The organism is Ruegeria meonggei (genome assembly GCF_042768335.1).
In the GTDB taxonomy this organism is placed as follows: Bacteria; Pseudomonadota; Alphaproteobacteria; order Rhodobacterales; family Rhodobacteraceae; genus Ruegeria; species Ruegeria meonggei.
The window spans coordinates 317,806-339,122 of record NZ_JAXHBT010000002.1 but is presented as its reverse complement, the minus strand read 5'-3'; the positions used below and the strand labels follow the sequence as shown (position 1 = coordinate 339,122).

Annotated in this window: 17 protein-coding genes and 2 pseudogenes; 8 read left to right on the top strand and 11 right to left on the bottom strand. The window is 56.9% G+C overall.

What is annotated here, in order from left to right; genetic code table 11:
• Positions 1–59: 59 nt before the first annotated feature.
• Positions 60–236 (top strand): annotated as a pseudogene (locus SJY13_RS21615) (VOC family protein); the annotation flags it as partial.
• A gap of 78 nt (positions 237–314) precedes the next feature.
• On the opposite strand, the gene SJY13_RS21610 reads toward SJY13_RS21615, so the two are convergent.
• The 5 genes and pseudogenes from SJY13_RS21610 to SJY13_RS21590 form a co-directional block, all read right to left on the bottom strand.
• Positions 315–1,184: a LysR family transcriptional regulator gene (locus SJY13_RS21610; RefSeq protein WP_377194216.1), complete on the bottom strand. Its 870-nt coding sequence runs from the start codon at positions 1,182–1,184 to the stop codon at positions 315–317.
• A 437-nt stretch (positions 1,185–1,621) separates the two neighbouring features.
• A complete protein-coding gene (locus SJY13_RS21605; protein WP_377194214.1) occupies positions 1,622–2,332 on the bottom strand; it encodes an IS6 family transposase in 711 nt (236 codons plus the stop codon).
• A gap of 48 nt (positions 2,333–2,380) precedes the next feature.
• Positions 2,381–2,959 (bottom strand): annotated as a pseudogene (locus tag SJY13_RS21600) (IS6 family transposase); the annotation flags it as partial.
• Positions 2,960–3,350: 391 nt separating this feature from the next.
• On the bottom strand, positions 3,351–4,418 hold the full coding sequence (locus tag SJY13_RS21595) for a ParB/RepB/Spo0J family partition protein (protein WP_377194212.1): 1,068 nt from the start codon (positions 4,416–4,418) through the stop codon (positions 3,351–3,353).
• Positions 4,411–5,796: an AAA family ATPase gene (locus SJY13_RS21590; RefSeq protein WP_377194210.1), complete on the bottom strand. Its 1,386-nt coding sequence runs from the start codon at positions 5,794–5,796 to the stop codon at positions 4,411–4,413. Before SJY13_RS21590 ends, SJY13_RS21595 begins: the two co-directional genes overlap by 8 nt.
• Before the next feature lie 579 nt (positions 5,797–6,375).
• Between SJY13_RS21590 and SJY13_RS21585 the strand changes: the two genes are divergently transcribed.
• Positions 6,376–7,635 (top strand): replication initiation protein, encoded by a 1,260-nt coding sequence (locus SJY13_RS21585; RefSeq protein WP_377194208.1) that lies wholly within the window; start codon positions 6,376–6,378, stop codon positions 7,633–7,635.
• A 47-nt stretch (positions 7,636–7,682) separates the two neighbouring features.
• Here SJY13_RS21585 and SJY13_RS21580 read toward each other — a convergent pair whose 3' ends face one another.
• The 3 genes from SJY13_RS21580 to SJY13_RS21570 form a co-directional block, all read right to left on the bottom strand.
• A complete protein-coding gene (locus tag SJY13_RS21580) occupies positions 7,683–9,989 on the bottom strand; it encodes a Tex family protein (protein WP_377194206.1) in 2,307 nt (768 codons plus the stop codon).
• 62 nt (positions 9,990–10,051) lie between these two features.
• Positions 10,052–11,074, bottom strand: a complete 1,023-nt coding sequence (locus SJY13_RS21575; RefSeq protein WP_377194204.1) for an Ldh family oxidoreductase — start codon at positions 11,072–11,074, stop codon at positions 10,052–10,054.
• Between the two features lie 81 nt (positions 11,075–11,155).
• Positions 11,156–12,094, bottom strand: coding sequence for a c-type cytochrome (locus tag SJY13_RS21570; RefSeq protein ID WP_377194202.1), 939 nt, complete (start codon positions 12,092–12,094; stop codon positions 11,156–11,158).
• A 48-nt stretch (positions 12,095–12,142) separates the two neighbouring features.
• Here SJY13_RS21570 and SJY13_RS21565 point away from each other — a divergent pair, with 48 nt between their 5' ends.
• From SJY13_RS21565 to SJY13_RS21555, 3 genes are read left to right on the top strand one after another with little or no spacing between them, the layout of a single operon-like run.
• Entirely contained in the window at positions 12,143–12,715 is a 573-nt protein-coding gene (locus tag SJY13_RS21565) for an RNA polymerase sigma factor (protein WP_377194200.1), read from the top strand.
• Positions 12,712–13,458: a hypothetical protein gene (locus SJY13_RS21560; protein ID WP_377194198.1), complete on the top strand. Its 747-nt coding sequence runs from the start codon at positions 12,712–12,714 to the stop codon at positions 13,456–13,458. The genes SJY13_RS21565 and SJY13_RS21560 overlap by 4 nt, the downstream gene beginning before the upstream one ends.
• A 59-nt stretch (positions 13,459–13,517) precedes the next feature.
• Positions 13,518–14,597 carry a helix-turn-helix domain-containing protein gene (locus SJY13_RS21555; protein WP_377194196.1) on the top strand — a complete coding sequence of 360 codons (1,080 nt, stop codon included), beginning with the start codon at positions 13,518–13,520 and terminating at the stop codon, positions 14,595–14,597.
• Here SJY13_RS21555 and SJY13_RS21550 read toward each other — a convergent pair.
• Positions 14,570–15,460, bottom strand: a complete 891-nt coding sequence (locus SJY13_RS21550) for a LysR family transcriptional regulator (protein WP_377194194.1) — start codon at positions 15,458–15,460, stop codon at positions 14,570–14,572. The two genes, SJY13_RS21555 and SJY13_RS21550, sit on opposite strands and share 28 nt — an antisense overlap.
• 103 nt (positions 15,461–15,563) lie before the next feature.
• On the opposite strand from SJY13_RS21550, the gene SJY13_RS21545 reads away from it, so the two are divergent.
• Positions 15,564–16,448, top strand: a complete 885-nt coding sequence (locus SJY13_RS21545; protein ID WP_377194192.1) for a phytanoyl-CoA dioxygenase family protein — start codon at positions 15,564–15,566, stop codon at positions 16,446–16,448.
• A 13-nt stretch (positions 16,449–16,461) separates the two neighbouring features.
• Here SJY13_RS21545 and SJY13_RS21540 read toward each other — a convergent pair whose 3' ends face one another.
• Positions 16,462–17,766: a UDP-glucose dehydrogenase family protein gene (locus tag SJY13_RS21540; RefSeq protein ID WP_377194190.1), complete on the bottom strand. Its 1,305-nt coding sequence runs from the start codon at positions 17,764–17,766 to the stop codon at positions 16,462–16,464.
• 158 nt (positions 17,767–17,924) lie between these two features.
• Between SJY13_RS21540 and gmd the strand changes: the two genes are divergently transcribed.
• Together gmd and fcl are read left to right on the top strand one after the other, a co-directional pair.
• Positions 17,925–19,049 carry a GDP-mannose 4,6-dehydratase gene (gene gmd, locus SJY13_RS21535; protein WP_085822279.1) on the top strand — a complete coding sequence of 375 codons (1,125 nt, stop codon included), beginning with the start codon at positions 17,925–17,927 and terminating at the stop codon, positions 19,047–19,049.
• A gap of 10 nt (positions 19,050–19,059) precedes the next feature.
• A complete protein-coding gene (gene fcl / locus SJY13_RS21530; protein WP_377194188.1) occupies positions 19,060–20,037 on the top strand; it encodes a GDP-L-fucose synthase in 978 nt (325 codons plus the stop codon).
• A gap of 32 nt (positions 20,038–20,069) precedes the next feature.
• Here fcl and SJY13_RS21525 read toward each other — a convergent pair whose 3' ends face one another.
• Positions 20,070–21,146: a DUF2793 domain-containing protein gene (locus tag SJY13_RS21525; RefSeq protein WP_377194186.1), complete on the bottom strand. Its 1,077-nt coding sequence runs from the start codon at positions 21,144–21,146 to the stop codon at positions 20,070–20,072.
• Between the last annotated feature and the right edge of the window lie 171 nt (positions 21,147–21,317).

The following is a 21,317-nucleotide window of genomic DNA, read 5'->3' as shown; positions in this document are numbered from 1 at the left end:
TCCGGGAAGCTGCAATGCAGCGATTGGTAGCGTCGCCGAAGGCAATTTTGGGCCGATTTGCAAGTGTTCGTGACCTTCACTCGGCCGCACTTGCTGCGGGCGGTTCTGACGAGGATCAGCCAGGTTTCCGGGCTTCATACGGGCCTCATTTTTATGTTGGCTACCTTCCCGATCCTTTTGGCAACAAGATCGCATTGCTTTGCGATAATCCGGACAAACCCGGCCGGGACGACTAGGGTTGTAGCAACTGGAAAGGGTGATATCACTAAGCGCTGTCGATGTTTCAATCATCATTGTGCTTCTAGGAACCCAGTTCACTTGTTTGTCCGAAGCCACTTCATAAATTCACGCAGCCCTTTAGGCCGCCGATCCGGCAATGTAACGATGTAGTAGCCAAGGTTTTCCTGGTTTAGCGCGCATATTTTGACCAGGTCCCCAGAGGTGATGTCCCGCTCAACAATGGACTTGGGCTGGACCGTGACTCCAAGCTTGGCAGCAACCGCTGACAACACCAATGCGTTGGTGTTCAAGAGTGTGAGTTTGACCTTTTCAAAGTCGACGCCTTCCCGCTCAACAAGCGCTTTTCGTTCCATCATATGACGTTCCATGATCCACGGCAGGTCTAAAACATCCGGTAAGCAATCTACCTTTCTGTCGCCAATCAGGTCTGGATGCGCGACAACTAAGAAGTCGCCATCTGTCAGCAGTTGAGACTTGAGCGCGGGCCATTTCCCATTGCCATATCTGATTGCCAGATCGGTTCCGCTTTTTCGCAAGTCGACCAAATCGACGCCTGGATTGATGTTCAGGGAAATTTCTGGGTGTTGTGCCCAGAAATCGCCAATGCGAGGCATCAGCCAGTTTGCTGCAAATATCGGGGTCACCGCAATGTTGAGTGGTCTTTGTTCGCCCAACGCCCGTAAATTTTCGACACCGTCGGCGATGCTTGCGAAACCGATCTGCAAATCCTCGGCAAACCGTGAGCCGACTGCTGTCGTAGCAATCCCACGGCCTTGCCGAACCATCAGACTTTCGGAAAATTCAGCCTCAAGACTGCGGACATGATGAGCTATTGCCGCGTGCGTGACGTTCAGCTCGGATGCTGCCTTGCTGAAACTTTGGTGACGTGCTGCAGCTTCAAAGGCACGCAATGCTGCGAGTGACGGTATTCGTGACCAGTTCATTATATGATACCTGAACTAACAAATGGAGAAGCATATTGATTGGCCGATATACTGCCTGCATGCCTATATAGATTTCAAGAATTGTCAAATACTCAAGGAGAAGTGGCATGTTAAATCTATTTGGTGCATTCATCGCCGGGCCCTCTGCCCATGATAAGGCTGATCCAACGCACGCTTCCATGTTTTTAGAACATGAACGTCGCAAAGGAGAAGAGCTTCGTCATCGTCTCACACACGAAAAACGGTTTCTCAGAGGACGATAACGATTGGTTTTCTCAAGCATACGCAGCCTTCAGGGGCCGCGTATGTCTAAAGCTGAAAGGTATGGCAACATGACTGCATTCGTTATTTTTCAGGAAGACATCCATGATCCGATTGCCTTCGAGGGCATTGCCAACTTGTTTGCACGGGGCTGACGGCGGTCTGGCCTACGTCTGTCAGGCGGTCATTTCGAGAGCGTAACCGTCCCAGAGGCCGAAAGCATCGGTTCTGGCGTGACGGTATGAGAAGGTGGAGAGTTGATAGCGGCGGGGTCGAAAGACGGTGTTGATCTGGTCGTGAGCGGCAAGGAACCTTTGCGCTTGCTTTGGCGACTTGAAGCGTCCCATGAGCTTTTCACGCTTTCGAGTGGGTCTGTGTGATCCTTCGATCCGATTGTTCAACCCTTTGTGTGCTCGGTGATCCGCACCCGGCGCAAGATCGCGGATCGGCTTGAAATAGCTTCGCAACTTATCCGTGATCACAACACGGGGTTCGCCGAATTGCGAAATCAGCCGCTTCAGAAAGCGCCGGGCTGCCTTAGCACTCCGCCGTGGTTGGACGAGGATATCAAGAGTATCTCCGTTCGCATCCACCGCCCGCCAGAGCCAGCATTTCCGACCATTGATCGGGATGACCACTTCGTCCAAGTGCCATTTGTCGGCTGCCCTTGGCCGGTCCCGCCTGATGCAATTCGCGAAATGGCCGCCAAAGCGGTTGACCCATTGCCGGATCGTTTCCCGGCTGACCGTCACGCCACGTTCCGCGAGCAGATCTTCAACATCAGCGGTGCTGAGCGCAAAGCGATGGTAGATCCAGACGGCATAAGCGATGATCTCGCGCGGAAAGCGAAAACCCTTCAGGCGCGGCATTGTGGGCGGTATCCTCATGCGTGAGCGGTAACCAGTTCAAAATGCGCATACAAGTTGGCAATGCCCTACGAACCTTTGCAACCCTCCTGGAGAGCGATGGCCCTGCATCGTCCTTTCCCGCTTTCGGAAAGGGAGATGACTGTTTTCAGCTCGATTGTTGAGGCCTTTGTGCGACCAATGATCCAAACCCGGCGCGACCTCTCGCTTGGCGGCGCCATACGAGCGTAGTTTGTCCGTGATGATCCGCTTGGGAATAAAACCAAGACGCTTTATCAGGCGGCGCAACAGCCGTTTTGCCGCCCGTTTGTCCCGCCTGGGTTGGAGAATTTCGTCCAGCACGACGCCATGCTGATCGACTGCGCGCCAAAGCCAATACATGCGACCTGAGATTCTCACGGCAACTTCATCCAAATGCCAGACATCACCTGGACGGTTCTGTCTCTGCCGCAGATTTCGAGCTACCGCCGGCCCGAATTTGATGACCCAACGCCGGACTGTTTCGTAGGACACATCGAACCCGCGCTGCAGCAGCATCTCTTCAACTTCCCGCAGGCTCAGATTGAAGCGAACGTACAGCCATACCGCGTGCGCTATGATCTGAGGAGGAAATCGGTGGCGTTTGTAGCTGATTGACGATGACTTCATCGATGTCACCTACGTCCAATTAGGGGCATGAGCAACCGAACGGCAATTAACGTGACAACACCCAAATCACACCCGGACTCTGTCCGTTTCGCCAGTTCGCGGAACTTGCCTCATAAACCTGCTGCTACAGCGCGTTCTCTTCTTCCAACTGAAACTTCGCAACAGAACCCGTCAACAGCCAAAACTTTGCAACAGAGCCCCCGATGAACGGTATGTTTTTCTTTGGCCTCAAATAATAATACTCATAAATTACGCCTTATGCGCACTACTCGTCAGATCCCGCGGCGTGCTGTCTTCTGCGTATTTCTGCGCCTGGACACTGTCCTTGTACCTGCCCATGTAACTTAGGACCGGAGATGGAGAGAAATCCATCTCCGGGTTTGCCACGAATTTAAGTGAAGTACCGAGCAATCTGTTCAACGATGATTTTTGCCTCATCCTTAGACAAGTCTTTCCTGCGGATACGCAGGCGCAATTCTCTGGCAGAAACTTCACCCAAAACATCCCCGCCGCCAGGCAAAGGGACAAGCGTCAAACGCTGAACTTGCTGGGGGCGTCCGCCCCGTGCTTTGTCTTTTCCTGGCGCGGAGTCCGTTTTGAGAGCGGCCTCAAGCAAACCCCACTCGGTTTTAGCGTCCAACGCCCCTGCCCCAGCCAAAGCCTGGCGCAACTTTGCCTGAGCGCCCTCGCGCAAGGCCGACGCTATTTTCAAACCCGCCTTTTCCGACAACGCGACCGGATGCTGCAGCAAGTCCCCCAAGGCTTCGTGAACCACGGCAAAACTGCGCACCTTTGATCGCTTTGCTTTGGACGCGGCAGCAAACAGAACGTCAACTGCAGCTTCGGTCGATGCGAACACACCCTGCCCTGCTGCCAGCACTGCAATCCGTCCACGCTCATAGGGGCTCAGGTTGGCGCGCAGCTCGTTTTCTTCGACCATTGAGACATAAGCGTCCTGCCCCGACCCCGCCTCACGAATGAACGCAGGAATCTCAGCAAAGCGTGGATCAGTTTCAGCAAGCTTGCGGAACGCCTCTAGCCTACGGAATCCGGAGATCAACCCAAATCCTTCGCCCTCGCGCGTGACCTCAATGGGTGTTCGCAACCCGTGAACACGCAAAGACTCCAGCAGTTCATCCATTGCCTCGACATCTTCGACCATGCGGTCCCGGCGAATGAAATCAGCATCAATCTGATCCAGCGACAGCATTTCCGCAACCAGACCAGCGTCCTGTGCATCGCGCCATCGTGCGGCGTCGCCCTGATCCTGAGCTAAAGCCAGCCGATCCGTGACCCCCGCCATTCCGTTCAAAGCGGCCGCTTCTCCGGCAACCTGAGCGATCGGCGGCGGTGATGATTTTGTTTCAAACGGGCTGATCGAGGGTTTCGCCGCGAAACCCGCCTCCAATTGCTCAAGTTCCGAAGTATCCGGGGCTGTCAGTCTTCTGCGTTTAGCCATCTGCTTCTCCTCCCATTTCGGCGTCGCGCCACCAGCAACCGATCAAAACCTCTTTGAATTCAGCGTAAGTGCGGTCAAAGGTTTCTCGTCCACGGACATAAGTGTCTCGGTTAAAGTCACGGTAATCGGCCTCGTAGATGCCGTTGACCTGCTCTCCGGCCTGCCCGACCAACGCCGTGTAATCTTGTCGGTACGCATTCATGAAATCGCCGAAATAGGCCTGAATCACGTTTGCCATATCGGTTTGCTGATTGGTGTCAAATCGGGTGATGATGGCGCGCACAACGTCCCATTCGAACTTTAGCTCGGGCAAGCCCGCCGCGCGTTGGGCGGTGTTTTCACCGTCCTCGATACTGGCAAAGGTGGTGTAGAGCATGTCAAAAAATCGGCCAGTGGAATCAAACTCCAGAAACGACGCCCCCAACGGCACCAAAAGAATGTCCGCCGCAGCCAGTGCGTTGATCGTTAGGTACCCAAGTGCAGGAGGCGTATCGAGGAAAACGATATCGTAATCATTCAACACGCCTTCGTCTTGCAGGAAGTTGGTAAGCCCATCCCATAACGGCCAACTGCGAAGCCCCATACGCCAGACTGGAATCTGAAATTCGGCCCAGTACAAGTTCAACTGAGCGCCGATCAGGTCGATATTGGGCCAGTGGGTTTTTTGAATAACGTCGCGGGGAAGGGTGTTCAGGGCTTCGCTCAGCGTTTCATCCAAAGGAATTTCAGGCTGCCCCGCGGTTGTCCGCACATGGTTTTCCTCCTGTACGGCGCGGGCGTAATCCTTGGCTATCAAGGGAAACACAGTCTGCCATTCATCCGCAACCTTACCACCCAGGATAGATGTCATTGATCCCTGACTGTCCAAATCGATGACAAGAACCTTGTACCCATCCAACGCGGCCGACATTGCCAGATGTGCCGCTGTCGAGGTTTTCCCGACCCCCCCTTTGAAATTGGCGACCGCCACGACCTTGGCTGGCAAACCTTCAGGACGGTAAGGAAGATATTCCTTAGTGCTTACGCCTTCCGCGGCGAAGTGCTTTCTCAGCAGCAACACTTCGTCCAATGTAAACCACTTGGATCGGGCCTCTCCTTCACCCTGGGGGAGTTCGGGATTGGCCTTGAGCACACGCCGCAAATGTGCCGGGGCCACCGGAATTAGATACTTGGTAATTTCCCATACTGAGAACCGGCGAAGACGCTTTTCTCCGTCAGGCGCGTATCCACGTCGGGCAAGATCCTCTCGTCCTTTGGCACAAAATGCGGCAGCCTTGGCGAATCGAGAAGTTCCTATAGGATCAGGTAACTTTCCTGCCGCCTTTTGTGGATCCAGATTGAAATAGGGCGGCAGAGGAGGTTGGTTAGATTTATTCACTGTCGATGCCTCAGATAATGTTCGCCTTGTCGGCGTATATTCCCCAACATAGCGAACATTGGTTTCCGAAGCTATCCTTCTAAGAGGCGTTTTCCACAGAATTTGGGAGAAGCTGCTGGTTTCGTCACGAAACCGACAAAAAATGAAGAACACAGGGCAACAAAGAGTTTATTACTTTTAGTTACTTTAGAATCTTTGCGCGGTAAAAAACGTTTAAGAACAAACGGTAACAAGGGTTTCGGTGCCTGAATACAGGGGCACGGGCACCCAAATACAGGATGGATGGTACCCATATACGGGTGGTTAAGTGCCAGACTCCGGGAAGAAGGGGCCCGATTCGCAGGGGCTTGGATACTCGCACTTATTAGACCCTACTCAGCGTGTTTTTCTCGGCTTTGTCCGGCTCCGACGCCTCCGGATTGTGACATAGGCTTATGGTTCTGGGGATAAGTCGGGTCCCTTTTCGCTAAGGTACCCGTCCACGGGATTCAACGCCTCCTGTATTTGGGTACCCAAAACAAATTGATCCAAAGGTGCTTTTCATGCCACAAATATGAAAACGAGCAGCCAGGCAGAATCATGCCGGATACACAATTGGACATGGATCACCTTTCCGGAGCATTGCGCCGGGAGACGGTTAAGAAAAACGTCGCCGCTATTCATATCAGCGGCAAGCTTTCGCTGTTGCAGCGGAAGCTGTCGAACGTCCTGTTGCTGAATGCTTACGATGCCTTGACCTCGGCATCGACGCACACGATCGATGCGCGTACTTTGGCGATGATGGTGGGGTATAACTCCAACGACTTTGACACATTGCGCGCCAGTCTTCGGGCCTTAGCTGAAACCGTGGCAGAGTGGGACATGCTGGACGAGCAGGGCCGCCAGGAATGGGGGGTGTCGTCATTGCTCAGTTTTGCCAAGCTGAAAAGCGGTGTTTGTGAATACGCCTATTCCCCGGCCTTGGCGCAAAAGCTGTATGATCCCAAAATTTATGCCCTGATCAATGTGCAAATTCAAAGGAACTTCAGTTCCGGGCACGGGCTGGCACTGTATGAAAATTGCTATCGGTTCGTCCGGACCGGGTCGACCGGGTGGTGGCCTCTGGACGTTTTCCGCAAGCTCATGGGCGTTGATGGCAGCGACTACTACAGCAGCTTCAAGCACCTCAACGCAAAGATCATCAAACCTGCCGTGGCTGAGGTCAACAAAAGCTCGGACATTCTGATAGAGCCGGAGTTTCAAAAAAAGGGGCGCACGGTGACCGACATTCGGTTCCTCATCAAAGGCAATCCGCAAAAGGCGATGTTCGAAATCGACGACAATGATGGTGTGCGGAACCTGCGGGTTTACAAGACACTGCGCGATCGTGGTGTCTCAGACCGGTTGGCGCGTCAATGGATTGCCGAGCATGGTCAGGAGTATGTGCAGCAAAAACTCGATTACGTGAGCGGGCAGGGGGATGTCAAATCCACTCTTGGGTATCTGTCAGCAGCCTTGCGCAATGACTATCAGGTGCCAGAGGTGGAAACTCCGCCTGAACCCAGCCCTGAGGCGGTTGAAGCCGCCCGGCAGAGGGAGGTTGAAAAGGCGCAGGAAGACCGCGCTTATGCGGACCGCGCGGCGGAACGGACAGAGAGGTCTCGTAAGCTCTCGGTTGTAGAGGAGCTGGTTTCGCGACGAAACCCTACGCAGCGTGATGCCGACAAACAGCTGTTTTTGGCAGGGCTGGACAACGACCTGGATCGCGAGCACTTCCGAAAGCATGGATGGCGATCTGGTTTGAACGCAACCGCCATCTTCAAATTCTGGCAAGAGTTGGAGCCGGATGCCTTCACCTGATTGGAGTTGATCGCACTTGGCAGGAAGCCCGTTACCAGTCGAACAGGCTAGCGGTTTTTCATCGCAGATCTGAGGGCATCACCAAGCGCACTGTGCTGCGCATTATTGCTATTTTTTGCGCGTTGCGATTCTTTGGGTTTTGTATGTCCTGACGTCTTCCCGGGTCCTTGACTGGTACGGTCGTCGCGAGCGGATGTACTTCCGTCCTTGCGCATGGTTAGACCGATCCGCTTGCGCGGCACGTCCACCTCGACCACAGTGACTTTGACCACTTGTCCCGTCTTGACCACCTCATGCGGGTCTTTGACAAAGCGGTCGGCCAATTGACTGACATGCACCAATCCGTCCTGATGAACGCCGACATCTACAAATGCGCCAAACGCTGCAACGTTGGTAACGGTGCCTTCCAGCACCATACCGGGTTTCAAGTCGGTGATGGTTTCAATGCCGTCCGTGAAGCTCGCGGTCACAAAACTTGGGCGCGGATCACGGCCAGGTTTTTCCAACTCAGCAAAGATATCACGCACCGTAGGTAGGCCAAAGGTTTCGTTGACAAACTGCTCGGCCCGCAGACCTTTCAGAACTCCGTCATGTCCCATGATCTGCCGAATGTCGCGGCCGCAGGCAGCCACAATACGATTTGCGACGCCGTACGCTTCGGGGTGAACCGAAGATGCGTCGAGCGGCTCTGACCCGTTGCAAATGCGCAAAAACCCGGCAGATTGCTCATAAGCCCGGGGCCCTAGGCGGGCGACTTTCAGCAATTCCTTGCGGGAATGAAACGCGCCGTTCAGGTCGCGATGGGCAACAATGGAATCGGCCAATCCAGGCCCCAGACCCGACACATGAGAGAGGAGGGGGGCCGAGGCCGTATTCAGATCGACGCCGACGGCATTTACCACATCCTCAATCACGGATGCCAAAGATTGAGACAACCGATGCTGGTCCACATCGTGCTGATATTGGCCGACGCCGATGGACTTGGGTTCGATCTTGACCAACTCGGCCAGTGGATCTTGCAACCGCCGGGCGATCGAGACCGCTCCGCGCAGTGACACGTCCAAATCAGGAAATTCACGCGCGGCCAGTTCCGAGGCGGAATAGACCGAAGCACCAGCCTCAGATACGATAACCTTGGTGGGGCTGGTGACGGATTTGGGCAGCAGTTTCAGAGTATCACCGACCAGCTTTTCAGTCTCACGGCTGGCAGTACCGTTGCCAATAGCGATGAGTTCGATGCTGTGGCGGGCGATCAGGTTCAGAAGGCTTGCCTGGGCGCCACGCCAATCGTTCTTGGGCTGAAAAGGGTACAGCGTCTCAGTCGCGAGTACTTTGCCCGTAGCATCGACCACAGCAGCTTTGACACCGGTCCGAATTCCTGGATCTAGGCCCAGTGTCGCCCGGGCTCCGGCCGGGGCAGAAAACAATAAGTCCTTGAGATTGCGAGAAAATACTTGAATTGCCTCATCCTGCGCCCGACTACGCAGGTCGGCCATCAGCTCGACCATCATCGACAGAGACAGTTTCACCCGCCAAGTCCATCCCGCCACCTTGCGCAGCCACTTGTCGCCGGGGGCCTCGCTGCGTGTGTGGAGATGGGCGGCCACGATGGATTCGGCGCGGGCTGCGCCAGAATCGGGCTCGGGCGCGATGTCCAGCGTTACGATCCCCTCTTTCGATGCCCGCAGCATGGCCAAAGCACGATGCGATGGGGTCTTGGACCACAGCTCGGAATGGCTGAAATAGTCGCTGAATTTCGCGCCTTCCTGTTCTTTGCCGCCGATCACTTTCGATGTCAGCATCGCCTCGCGCCGCATGAAGCGGCGCAGCTCGCCCAAGAGGCCGGCGTTCTCAGTCAGCTGTTCGGTGATGATATCGCGCGCGCCGTTTAGGGCGTCCTTGGTTGTAGGGACCAATTCGGTCACATAGCCCTGCGCCAAAGTTTCCGGCTCGGCGGACCGGTCTGCAAGGATTGCATCGGCCAAAGGCTCTAACCCGTTTTCCCGTGCGATCATCGCCTTGGTGCGGCGCTTGGGTTTGTAGGGCAGGTAGATGTCTTCCAGCTGCGCCTTGGTGTCCGCCTGTGCGATGGACTTGACCAGATCGTCGGTCAGCTTGCCCTGGTCTTTGATTGACCCCAAAATAGTGCTGCGTCGCGCGTCCAGTTCCCGCAGATAGGTCAGCCGGTCGGACAGGGTGCGTAGTTGCGTGTCGTCCAATCCGCCGGTCGCCTCTTTGCGGTAGCGCGCGACAAAGGGTACGGTGGCCCCTTCGTCCAGCAGTTTGACCGCGGCGCCGACCTGTTCAGGGCGGGCTTTAATCTCGGTGGCGATGGTGCGGGCGATGCGGTCCAATGGGGCCTCCTGAAAATGTCCGGAGGGACTTCATAACCAGCCAATTCGCCAAGGGGAAGGGGTTAGGCCTGATCCTTTAGGGCCATCAAGTCGTCGTGCAGAGTTTTAGCGATCTCGACATATCCGCGGGCGGTGTTTTGCGCACGCGCCGCAAAACGGCGTTGCGAAGGCAGGCGGGCCCCCTGTTCGGTGATGTCGGCAAATAAACGTTCGGCACGGGCGTCGTTTTCCGCCACCCGTCCGCCGCTGAACCGGGCAGGGTCAAAGGCAAGGATGATTTCGCCGTGATAGGGTGCACTGGCTGTACCGCCATCGAACTCGAGGCTTTCCAAACTGGTCAGATCGTCAATCAACGGCCCAGCCAAAAGTTCGATCATGATCGACAGCGCGGACCCTTTGTAGCTGCCAAAGGTCAGCATTGCGCCGTCCATGGCCGCGGTCGGATCGGTTGTCGGGTTGCCATTTTTGTCGAGGGCGATACCGTCGGGCAAAGGCTTGCCTGCGCGGCGGTAAAGCTCGATCTCGCCCCGAGCAACTGCGCTGGTAGAAAAGTCGAAGGTGAACGGATCCTTGCCTTGGCGCGGCCAACTGAAGGCCAGCGGGTTGGTGCCAAGGCTGCCCCGTGTGCCCCCGGCGGGTGCAACCCAGGCGTGGCTAGGCACCATCGCCATCGCGGCCAGACCGGCCGCAGACAGGCTTTCTACTTCGGGCCAGAGCGCGGAGAAATGAAAACACCGGTTGATGGCCATCGCGGCGATTCCATGTGTTCGGGTCTTTTCGATCAGAATGGGCAGAGCCAGATCAAACGCCAACAATGACATGCCGCCCTGTGCGTCCACCCGCACAACGGCGTCGTCGGACGGAGCAACGATCGGTTTGGCATTCCCGTCCACCTTGCCAGTGCGCATGGTCTGGGCACACATGAACAGGCGAAACAGGCCGTGGGACTGGCAGTCGTCGATCTGACAGGTGGTCAGCAAATCGGCAATGGCCTGGGCGTGATCGGGACCAAAGCCGGATTTGGTCAGGATGGTCAGGCTCATCTCCTGAATCTCATCCAATGTCAGTTTGACCGTCTCGCTCATGCCCCGCTCTCCCTTTTCTGAGGTGAGACAAGGGATAGCGCGGCAGAGAGGGCAGGGAAACCGCATTTCAACGGGCAGGGGTCATTCCTGCCCTACATCCTGCAGATAGGCGATGACGTTGGTAATGTCGTCGTCTTTCTTCAGGCCGGGGAATTGCATCTTGTTGCCAGGGATGGTGCCTTTGGGGTCAACCAGAAACGCGGTCAGGCTTTCGGGTGTCCAGACAATGCCTGAGCCTGCCATGGGGGCAGAGTATTTGAAACCTTCGGCCTGACCAACTGACGCACCGATGATGCCATGCAACGAAGGTCCCACACCATTTCGACCCTCCTTCACCTGATGGCAGGCCTTGCATTTGCGAAAGGCCTTTTTACCTGCCTTGATGTCTCCTTCGACCGCGGCCACGGCAACGGGGTCGACTGTTGCAGCCTCAGCTTTATTCTCACCGATGTTAAAGATCAGTCGCGCGGTCACGGGCACGGTCCGGGTGATACCGGGCAGGTTGGCCAGCTCCATCAACTTATCAACGCCGGCATTTACCCCGGCATCTTCGGTGCTGAGAAAAACCATATCGTTGGTGGTCACCATAACCGTGGTCTCGGACAGGCGGGCCACGAACATCTCGGCGTCGAAGGCGACGGCTGTGCCGGTCAGCCTTAGCGTGGTCTCGGCGTCAACATTGGTGGTTTCGCCAACCCCAAGACCCGAAACCTCGGCCATGTCAAACTCGGCTGTCAATGTCGCAGTACTAGCCTTGCGGAACACATATTCGATCATCCGATCGTTGCGGATGTCGATATTTGTTTCAATCGAAGAGAGGTCGATCTCAATCTCGGCCTTGCCGTCCGGGGTGATATGCCCGCTGAGCCCGGTGAAAGAATTGACTTCACCCACAGTGTCTTTTTTGATCGTGCCGTAGGCCAGATGCGATCCTTCGGGGGACAGTGTCCAGCCCGTGGCAAGTACCGGAGTTGCAACAATCGCCGACGCAATCGTGAGCGCTTTCAACAGAAGTTTCATTTCTTTCCTCCACGGGTTATGTCAGTCCTGACCCAGCGGGCCCGGTCCGTGAAAAACAAACACACACAGGTCGTGAATTATTCGATGGGCGGCGAAATTAGTTCAGAACAGGCCGTGCGCGGCGCGATCCAGACGCATTCAAGGCGCGTCTGGCGGTTTGGGCTTGCGCTGTCCGGGGCTTCGGACGTGGCAGACGATCTGTTGCAATCCACCTGCCTGCGCGCGCTGGAGCGTCACCATCAAGTTACTTCGTATGATCGGCTGGACAGCTGGCTGATGACGATCTGCCGGTCGATCTGGCTGAATGAAGTGCGCTCACGCTCGGTCCGCAGGGCGCAGGCGCTGTCAGTAACGCCCGAGGCGGAATTAATTGCGTCCGGGCCGGATTCAGAAACGAATATTTACGCCGCTGAGGTGTTTACAGAAGTAATGCAACTGCCAGAAGCGCAGCGAGAAACGGTTATGCTTGTGTTCGTCGAGGGCTATAGTTACCGCGAAGCCGCCGCGTTGCTGGAAGTGCCGATAGGAACTATCATGAGCCGGCTATCCAACGCCCGGCAGAAACTAAAAACCGTGATGCAGCATGACGCGGCAGACGCCGGTCGACGGAGTGGCAAATGACGTTTTCCGATGAGACGCTGATGGCGTATCTGGTAGGAAATCTGGAGGAGGCCGAGGCTGGCGCAATCGAAAGCGCGGTTGAGGCTGACCCCGAACTGGAACAGCGCCTGATGGCGCTGGACCCGTTTGCACCAGTGGTGCACGGCGTGTTCGATCAATTGCCTGCTGCAGCGCCACAGATAGATTTGCCTGATCCGCTAACCGCTGCCCCGGTTCCACCCGCTGGTAGCGCGTTGCGGTTGCTGGCTGTCGCGGCCTCGGTCGCGGTTGTGGCGGTATCGGCGACATTCTGGGCCACGCGCCCGGCCCCGATGGGGTGGGCGCAGCAGGCCGCGATTTACCAGTCGCTTTATGCGCCTGACACGATCGCAGTGCTGGACACCTCGCCCGAGGCTTTGGACGTTCAGTTCGCGCATGCCGAAGAGCGTCTCGGGCGGTCCCTGAACCGCGAAGCACTGGAGGCGCTGCCGGGAATGGAGCTGAAACGCGCGCAAACCTTGTCATTCAAAGGTAAGCCGCTGGTTCAGGTCGTTTTTGCAGACGCGCAGGGACAGCCTTTTGCCTTCTGTGTAATCCGACAGGGTGAAGGCGCGCCGAACAAGGACGTGAACGAGGCTGTGCTGAGCGGCCTCGCCACCGCGACCTGGGCGCAAGACGGCTTTGGGTACATGTTGATCGGCAGCAGTGACCAGACTGATCTGGATGGGCAGCTGGACATCCTGACCACAACTTTCGCAGGCTGACATCTCAGGCGTGCAGAATCGCCTTGTGAACCAGAGCAAATGCCCGAAATATGCCGTTCATGACGACGAAGCCTGTCAAACCTGATCCGGATGAGGACGCCGATGCGGTTGGTCCTCCCAGTATCTATGACACGGACCCGCCTGACGAGGCCGATCTTTGGTTTCTGCCGCCCGAGGACGAAGACGCGGGTGATGATTTCTTCTTGTCCGGTCCCAAAGCGAACCAACGGCAGCTGTTTGATCCGCGGGATTGGCGGGCTGCGCAATCAGAGCTGTCTTATGAGTTGGCAGATCTGGCCGCCACCTTTGGCGCGCTGGATGAACGTTTGCGGGCCGGGCCACAGGGGTGGACTCACCGACTGGCCCTGATGGATGTATCGGATCTGGGCTGGTGGACCGGCGACCGGATCAGTGTGGATCGTCTGGCTTTGTGGACTGGCCTGCGGATTGGCGCCACCAGCGACGATGTCCAGGCCTTGTTTCGCGCAGGTTGGGCTGTGCGGCGCCTGACTTCGGGGCCGGGCCCGTCGGAAGGAGGTTGGGCCGTCGGTCTAACCGCTTTCCTGGATCGGATGGCGCAAGGGATTGAGACTGTGCCCGAAGCGGTGGCAGATCTGGCCGAAGTGATGGGCAACGCCGACGGGTTGCATCCGGTCACTCAGGCCGCGATTGGGTTTCACGCCTGGCGTGCGCTGTCACAGGGCATCGGTCAAGATACCGAAGCTGCGATCATCGCGGCCCGGCATGCGGCAACGATGGGACGGGGCGGGGCATTGTTTATGCCGCTGGCCCTGTCCGGTCCGGGTGCGCTGCGCGGGATGGGCGATGTTGACGAAAAACTCTCGGCGTGGATCAAAGGGGCAGGGCAGGCGGCGCTGGCAGCATTGCTGCACCTGGATCGAGTCAAAACCTGGGACAAACGCGCCCGCGAGGCGACCAGTGGGCTAAGTGGCAAGACACCACCTCGGCTGATCGATACTCTGACCGCATGGCCGATGGTGTCAGCTCCGTTGGCGGAAGAATTGACTCAGGCATCGCGCGCGGCGGTGCAACGCAACATCGACCGATTCACCCGGCGGGGCCTGATCCGCGAAGTGACAGGGCAGGGGCGTTACCGGGTCTGGACCGCGGCACTGTAATCCAACAGCCAGTCGCGAAAGGCTCGGGCAGGCGGGCGCAGCGCGGTGCGGGACGGGTAGATCAGGTGATAGGCTTCTTGCCCCGCGACCTCTATCCTCGGCAAACAGGGGACAAGGCCAGACAGGGTCATGATACGGTCAGACGCCGGAGCCCGGGCCAGCGCGACGCCGCCTCCACTGGCGGACAGTTCAGCCGCCATCAGGGAATTGTCGGCGAAGAAATAGCGCGCCCGTCCTGGTGGCAGGCGCAGGGTTTCGAACAGATGCGGCCAGCTGGCGCGATGGGTTGAAACCTCGATCAGTGGAAAGTTGAACAGATCCTGTGGCTGGCGTATTTGTGCGGCGATTTCCGGTGGGGCCACGGGGTACAAACGCTCTGTCAGCAACTCATCCCCTTCGGTGCCGTAAAGCGTGGGGTTGCCAAACACAATTTGCAGATCCGTAAACCGGTTGGCGAAATCTGAAACCAGATTGCCGGTGGACATAGACAGGTTGACCTGCGGATGGGCCTGCTGAAACGCCAATAGCCCACCCGCCAGTACCCCATGTGCAAACAACAACACCGATTGCACGTAAAGCCGCTGTTCCCGCGTCTCACCAAACAGCCCGGTGGTGGCGGTTTCCAGCATCAAAAGCGATTGTTGGACTGAGGGAAGATAGGCGCGGCCGGTTTCGGTGAGGGTTACCGCATGGGCGTGACGGTGAAACAACGGTGTACCCAACCGAGTTTCCAGCGCCCTGACCTGCTGGCTGACAGCGGCGGCGGACATGTTCAGTTGCGTGGCAGCCCGGGCGAAACTTTCGGTTCGGGCGGCAGCCTCGAACACGCGTAGCCAGTTGAGTGATGGGATGCGGGACGACATGAGAGCAGGCTAAGCTTAACTTAGTCTAACGGGCAAGAGGTTGTGTTCTGACGAATAGACAGTCTGCATTACCCTGACAGGGCAAGCATCACCGGAGTGTCCAATGTCGCAAGCAGATACTATGCCCGGCTCGGTTCTGACAACCGACCAGAGAGACCGATATTGGGTGGACGGGTTTCTCACGCCGTTGTCCGTGTTTTCTCAAGACGAAGCCGCAGGGTTCCGGTCTGAGTTGGAACAGATTGAACGGGATTGGCTGGCTGCCGACCTGCCCCTGCCACTGAACACATACAAACGTGTAAATGCGCATCTGGTGATTCCTCTGGCGGCGCGGATTTCCTTGGATCCGCGGGTGCTGGACGTGGTCCAAGGCATCCTGGGGCCAGATATCATGGTCTGGTCGGCCGAGTTTTTCATCAAAGAGGCCCGCACGACCCACACCGTCGGGATGCATCAGGACCTAACCTATTGGGGAATGGGAGAGACGCCGGATCAAGTCACAGCCTGGATCGCCCTATCCCCGGCCACGGTCGAAAGCGGGTGCATGGATTTTGTACAGGCCAGCCACAAAACCCCGATCCTGCCGCATACCGATACGTATTCCGAGACCAATCTGCTGTCGCGCGGGCAAGAGATCGCCGTAGAAGTGGCGGAACAGGACAAGACCCACATCGAACTGGCGCCGGGGCAAATGTCGCTGCATCACGGGCTGACGATTCACGGCTCGGGTCCGAACCGGTCGGATGACCGCAGGATCGGACTGGCGATCCGATATCTGAACCCCAATGCCAAACAGCTGGTTGCAGATCGCGACTATGCGCTGTTGGCCCGGGGGCAGGATGGGCAATCAAACTTTGTGCATGTCGAACCGCCGCGTGCGCTATTCTCAGAGCAGGCTCTGGCCCTTTACGAACAGGTCCGTCGGGATCAAAGCAAGGCGCTGGCCGACGGCGCACAGGATTCAGTACCCTTGTACGCGGCGACCTGAGCGGTCGTCGAAGTCAGCGTCCCACCCCGACATAAGAGTCAAACCCTGATATCAACACGGCCCTCGCAGAATAGATGTTGCGCAGATCTACCATGCGTGGATGGGCCATCGCATTGGCCAGATCAGCCAGGTTTAACGCGCGGAACTCATTCCATTCGGTCAGCAGGACAACCGCGTCCGCGTCTTTTACGGCCTCATACGGATCAGACACCCAGTCGACGCCGGGCAAAAGCGCTTCGCCCTCGGTCCTGCCCTGCGGATCCACGACGCGCACCTTGGCACCGCTGCCGATCAACGCTGGGACGATGGTCAGAGAGGGCGCGTCACGCATGTCGTCGGTATTGGGTTTGAACGTCACTCCGAGGATTGCGATGGTCTTGCCGTTGAAACTGTCATCACAGGCCTCACGGATTTTCTCGATCATGCGCTTTTTGACTCCGTCATTGACGCGAATGACGGTTTCAGTGATTTGCATCGGATGCGCATGTTCCTGCCCGATCCGCGCCAGCGCTGCGGTGTCCTTGGGAAAGCATGACCCACCATAGCCGGGGCCGGCATGCAGGAACTTGTTGCCGATCCGACCATCCAGACCAATCCCGCGTGCCACTTCCTTAACGTCGCCGCCTGCACGTTCGCACAGCCCTGCAATCTCGTTGATAAAGGTGATCTTGGTCGCCAGAAACGCATTCGCCGCGTATTTGATCATCTCGGCACTTTCCAGATCGGTAGTCAGGATTGGAAAGTCCCGCAAATAGAGAGGGCGATAAATCTCGGCCATGACATCAGCTGCGCGGTCGTTTTCCACTCCGACCACAACCCGATCAGGGCGCATGAAATCATCTATCGCCGCGCCTTCGCGCAGAAACTCGGGGTTTGAGGCTACGTCGAACGCAGCGCTTGGGTTGGTGGCAGAAACGACCGCGTGCACTTTGCGATTAGTCCCGACCGGCACGGTCGATTTTGTTACGATCACCGAATAGGCGGTGACCGCCTGTGCGATTTCTTCCGCGGCGGCCATCACATAGGTCAGGTCCGCGTGCCCGTCACCGCGCCGGGTGGGCGTGCCGACTGCAATAAATACAGCATCCGCGCCGTCGACAGCCGTTGCGAGATCGGTGGTAAAGCTCAGGCGGCCCGCAGCCACGTTCTTGGCCATTAGAACATCAAGCCCGGGTTCGTAGATCGGGATCTGGCCAGCCTGCAAAGTCCGGATTTTCTCTTCGGCTTTGTCGACGCAGATTACGTCATGGCCAAAATCGGAAAAACACACGCCTGACACCAGACCCACATAGCCGGTGCCAATCATCGCAATACGCATACTCAAATCCTTTTCGACCAATTACCGTTCTTAACAGGCATACATTCAGGAAACTTCCGCCGGTTTCAATGGTTGTGCGGTGCCTTGGGTTGCAATTCGGAACTTCTTGCTGTTTTTGGGCGACGATAGTGCAAATTGGGTTGCGTGGGACAAAAGCGATGACAAAAAAGGCAATTATTACTGGGATTACCGGTCAGGACGGATCTTACCTGGCCGAGTTTTTACTTGAAAAAGGCTACGAAGTGCACGGCATTAAGCGACGTGCGTCCTCTTTCAACACGCAGCGGATTGACCATATCTACCAAGATCCGCATGAGCCCAATCCGAAACTGCATCTGCATTACGGCGACCTTAGCGATACATCGAACCTGACTCGAATCATTCAGGAAGTGCAGCCGGACGAAGTTTATAACCTCGGGGCGCAGTCACATGTGGCCGTCAGCTTCGAATCCCCAGAGTATACGGCCGATGTGGATGCGCTTGGCTCTTTGCGCCTGTTGGAAGCTATCCGTTTCCTGGGGTTGGAGAAAAAGACACGCTTCTATCAGGCCTCCACGTCCGAGCTGTATGGGTTGGTCCAGGAGATCCCTCAGCGCGAAACCACACCGTTTTACCCGCGTTCACCTTATGCGGTTGCCAAGCTGTATTCGTACTGGATCACAGTAAACTACCGTGAGGCTTATGGCATGTATGCCTGCAACGGCATCCTGTTTAATCACGAAAGCCCGCGCCGCGGCGAAACCTTTGTGACTCGCAAGATCACCCGCGGACTAGCCAACATTGCGCAGGGCCTCGAAGATTGTCTGTATATGGGCAATATCGACAGCCTGCGGGACTGGGGTCATGCGAAAGACTATGTACGCATGCAGTGGCTTATGTTGCAGCAGGACACTCCCGAAGACTTTGTGATTGCAACAGGGGTACAGTATTCGGTGCGCCAGTTCATCGAATGGTCGGCAGCTGAGCTGGGTGTAACCGTAGAGTTTTCCGGTGAAGGTGTAGACGAGGTCGCAACAGTTAAATCCATCGAAGGTGACAATGCGCCAGCGTTGAAGCCCGGCGATGTCGTTATGCGCATCGACCCGCAATATTTCCGCCCGGCCGAGGTAGAAACGCTGCTTGGCGACCCCTCGAATGCCAAAAACAAACTGGGCTGGGAGCCGGAGTTGACCGTACAGGAAATGTGCGCCGAGATGGTGCAGGATGACCTGAAAACGGCAAAACGTCATGCGCTGCTTAAAGAGCATGGTTTTGATTTGCCGGTGAGCCTTGAAAACGGCTGAGGAGAGCGACATGCGTAAGATCTACGTTGCCGGGCATCGTGGCATGGTTGGCGGTGCTATCCTGCGCCGCCTGCAAGATCGACAAGCTGCGGGCGAAGCGCTTGAACTGTTAACTCGCACGCACTCTGAGTTGGACCTTACCGATCAGGCAGCTGTCCGCGCATTCATGCAGGTCGAGCGTCCCGATGTGGTCATTCTGGCCGCTGCTAAAGTGGGTGGTATTCACGCGAATAACACCTACCCAGCAGATTTCATTTACAAAAACCTGATGATCGAATGTAACGTTATCCATCAGGCATTTGACGCGGGCGTCAAACACCTGCTGCAATTGGGCAGTTCGTGCATCTATCCGCGCGCGGTTCCGCAACCCATGCGCGAGGATGCCTTGCTAACCGGTGTATTGGAGCCCACCAACGAACCCTATGCCGTGGCCAAGATTGCAGGTATCAAACTTTGTGAAAGCTATAACCGTCAGCACGGGGTTGATTACCGCTCGGTGATGCCAACCAACCTGTATGGGCCGGGCGACAATTTCCACCCCGAAAACAGCCACGTCCTGCCCGCATTGATCCGTAGGTTCCACGAAGCTCAGCGCGATGGTGTGGACGAGGTGGTGATCTGGGGCACAGGCAAACCGCGCCGTGAATTCCTGCATGTCGAAGACATGGCCGAAGCGTCCTTGTTCGTACTGGACCTGCCGCGCGACGTTTATGAGGCGAACACCCAACCGATGCTAAGCCATATCAATGTAGGATGTGGAGAGGATGTCTCAATCGCGGAACTTGCCGCTTTGGTCGCCAAGACAATTGGTTTCACAGGCCGCATTACCCAAGATGCCAGCAAGCCGGACGGCACTCTGCGCAAGTTGATGGATGTGTCTCGTTTAGCCGATATGGGATGGCGCGCGGGGGTCAGCCTAGAAGACGGTGTTCGCGAGACTTATGCTTGGTTTCTGGACCAGGCCGACACGGACATTCGCGCAAAGTAACCGCCCGCGCAATGGCCCGGGCGGTATCGGGTTCAGAACCAGCGGCCGATCGCAGTGGCCGTTGGTGACTGCAACGTAGCATCATTGACTGTGGACAGAGCTTTGTAGGTCACTTGGCTATTGGTCGGAGCGTCGAAACTGGCGAACCGACCAGTCACACCGCCACTACCGCTGACCGTAACCGAAGTGCCCGACACAAATGCGACCGGAAAGAGCCAGGACGAGCTGCTGCTTGCAAACAGCACGCCTTCGGCAATGGTGCAGTCGGTGGCGGCGAGAGCAGCGGTACAGATCTGGGTCCCGTCCGCGAACCGTACGTAATCACCATTCGGCGTGGTTCCAGATTCAATCACCGCGCCGGTCGGCACGCCCGAATTCTCGGACACGGGCCCCACCAGATTGCCCGGACCATAGCCAAAATCAGCTCGCATCAACCGACCGGCAGTCGTGTCTACGGCGCTGGCTTGAACAGCTGCGCCACTTGCAGTCCCGTCCGTGGGATCAAAGGCCAACGCCTCGGTCCAGGACCCGCCATCCGGCGAGACCTTGATTGAGAATGCCGTACTGCCGGACAGCCCCATCTCGGCATGACCAGTCCAGTTGGACTGAAACAGCAAAGAGGCCGTGTCGCTCGCGCCGGCCTTGTTGATCTTAACCTGATGCCCGGTGCCGTCATGACTGAGCAAGGTTGCCGGGGACCGAACAGATAGACGGTTTGTGGCATCATACCCTGTCGCTACGCCGACGCCGTTCAGATTCTGCGTGGCCATCGGGAGTTCGATCCAGCCACTGCCATCCCAGATCTTCATCTGTCCCGCGCTTTCATCCCATGCACGCCAACCTGTGTCGGGAGAGACGAAATGCCAGGCATTGTCCAGCCACGCTGCCAACGTACCCGCCTGACCCACCCAATCCCCAAGAGGGGCCGCGCCTAGCGCGTGGGTCTCTCCCTGATTTGGAGCGACAGGCGGGGTCGTTGCATTCACAGATGCGACACTTAGTTGGACAATCATGTCCAGCTGGCGCAGAGCTTCGTTATGGGTGACGTGCTTCTGCGCCTGTGAGGGTTGCAGAAACGGCAGGTTCAATCGGGGTGAGATTTGTGACACGGGCGTCCTCCTGTGGCTGTCGATCCGACAATTTCATTGCGCGCCACAGTGCCGTGACGTGCATGAATCCTGTCTGACCGGGCCGAACGCCCACACAATGATTTGCTAACCCTTTGTCCTAACCCTCAGCATTCGGCAAAAGCTTAGAGCAAAAAAACCGACCCTGTATGC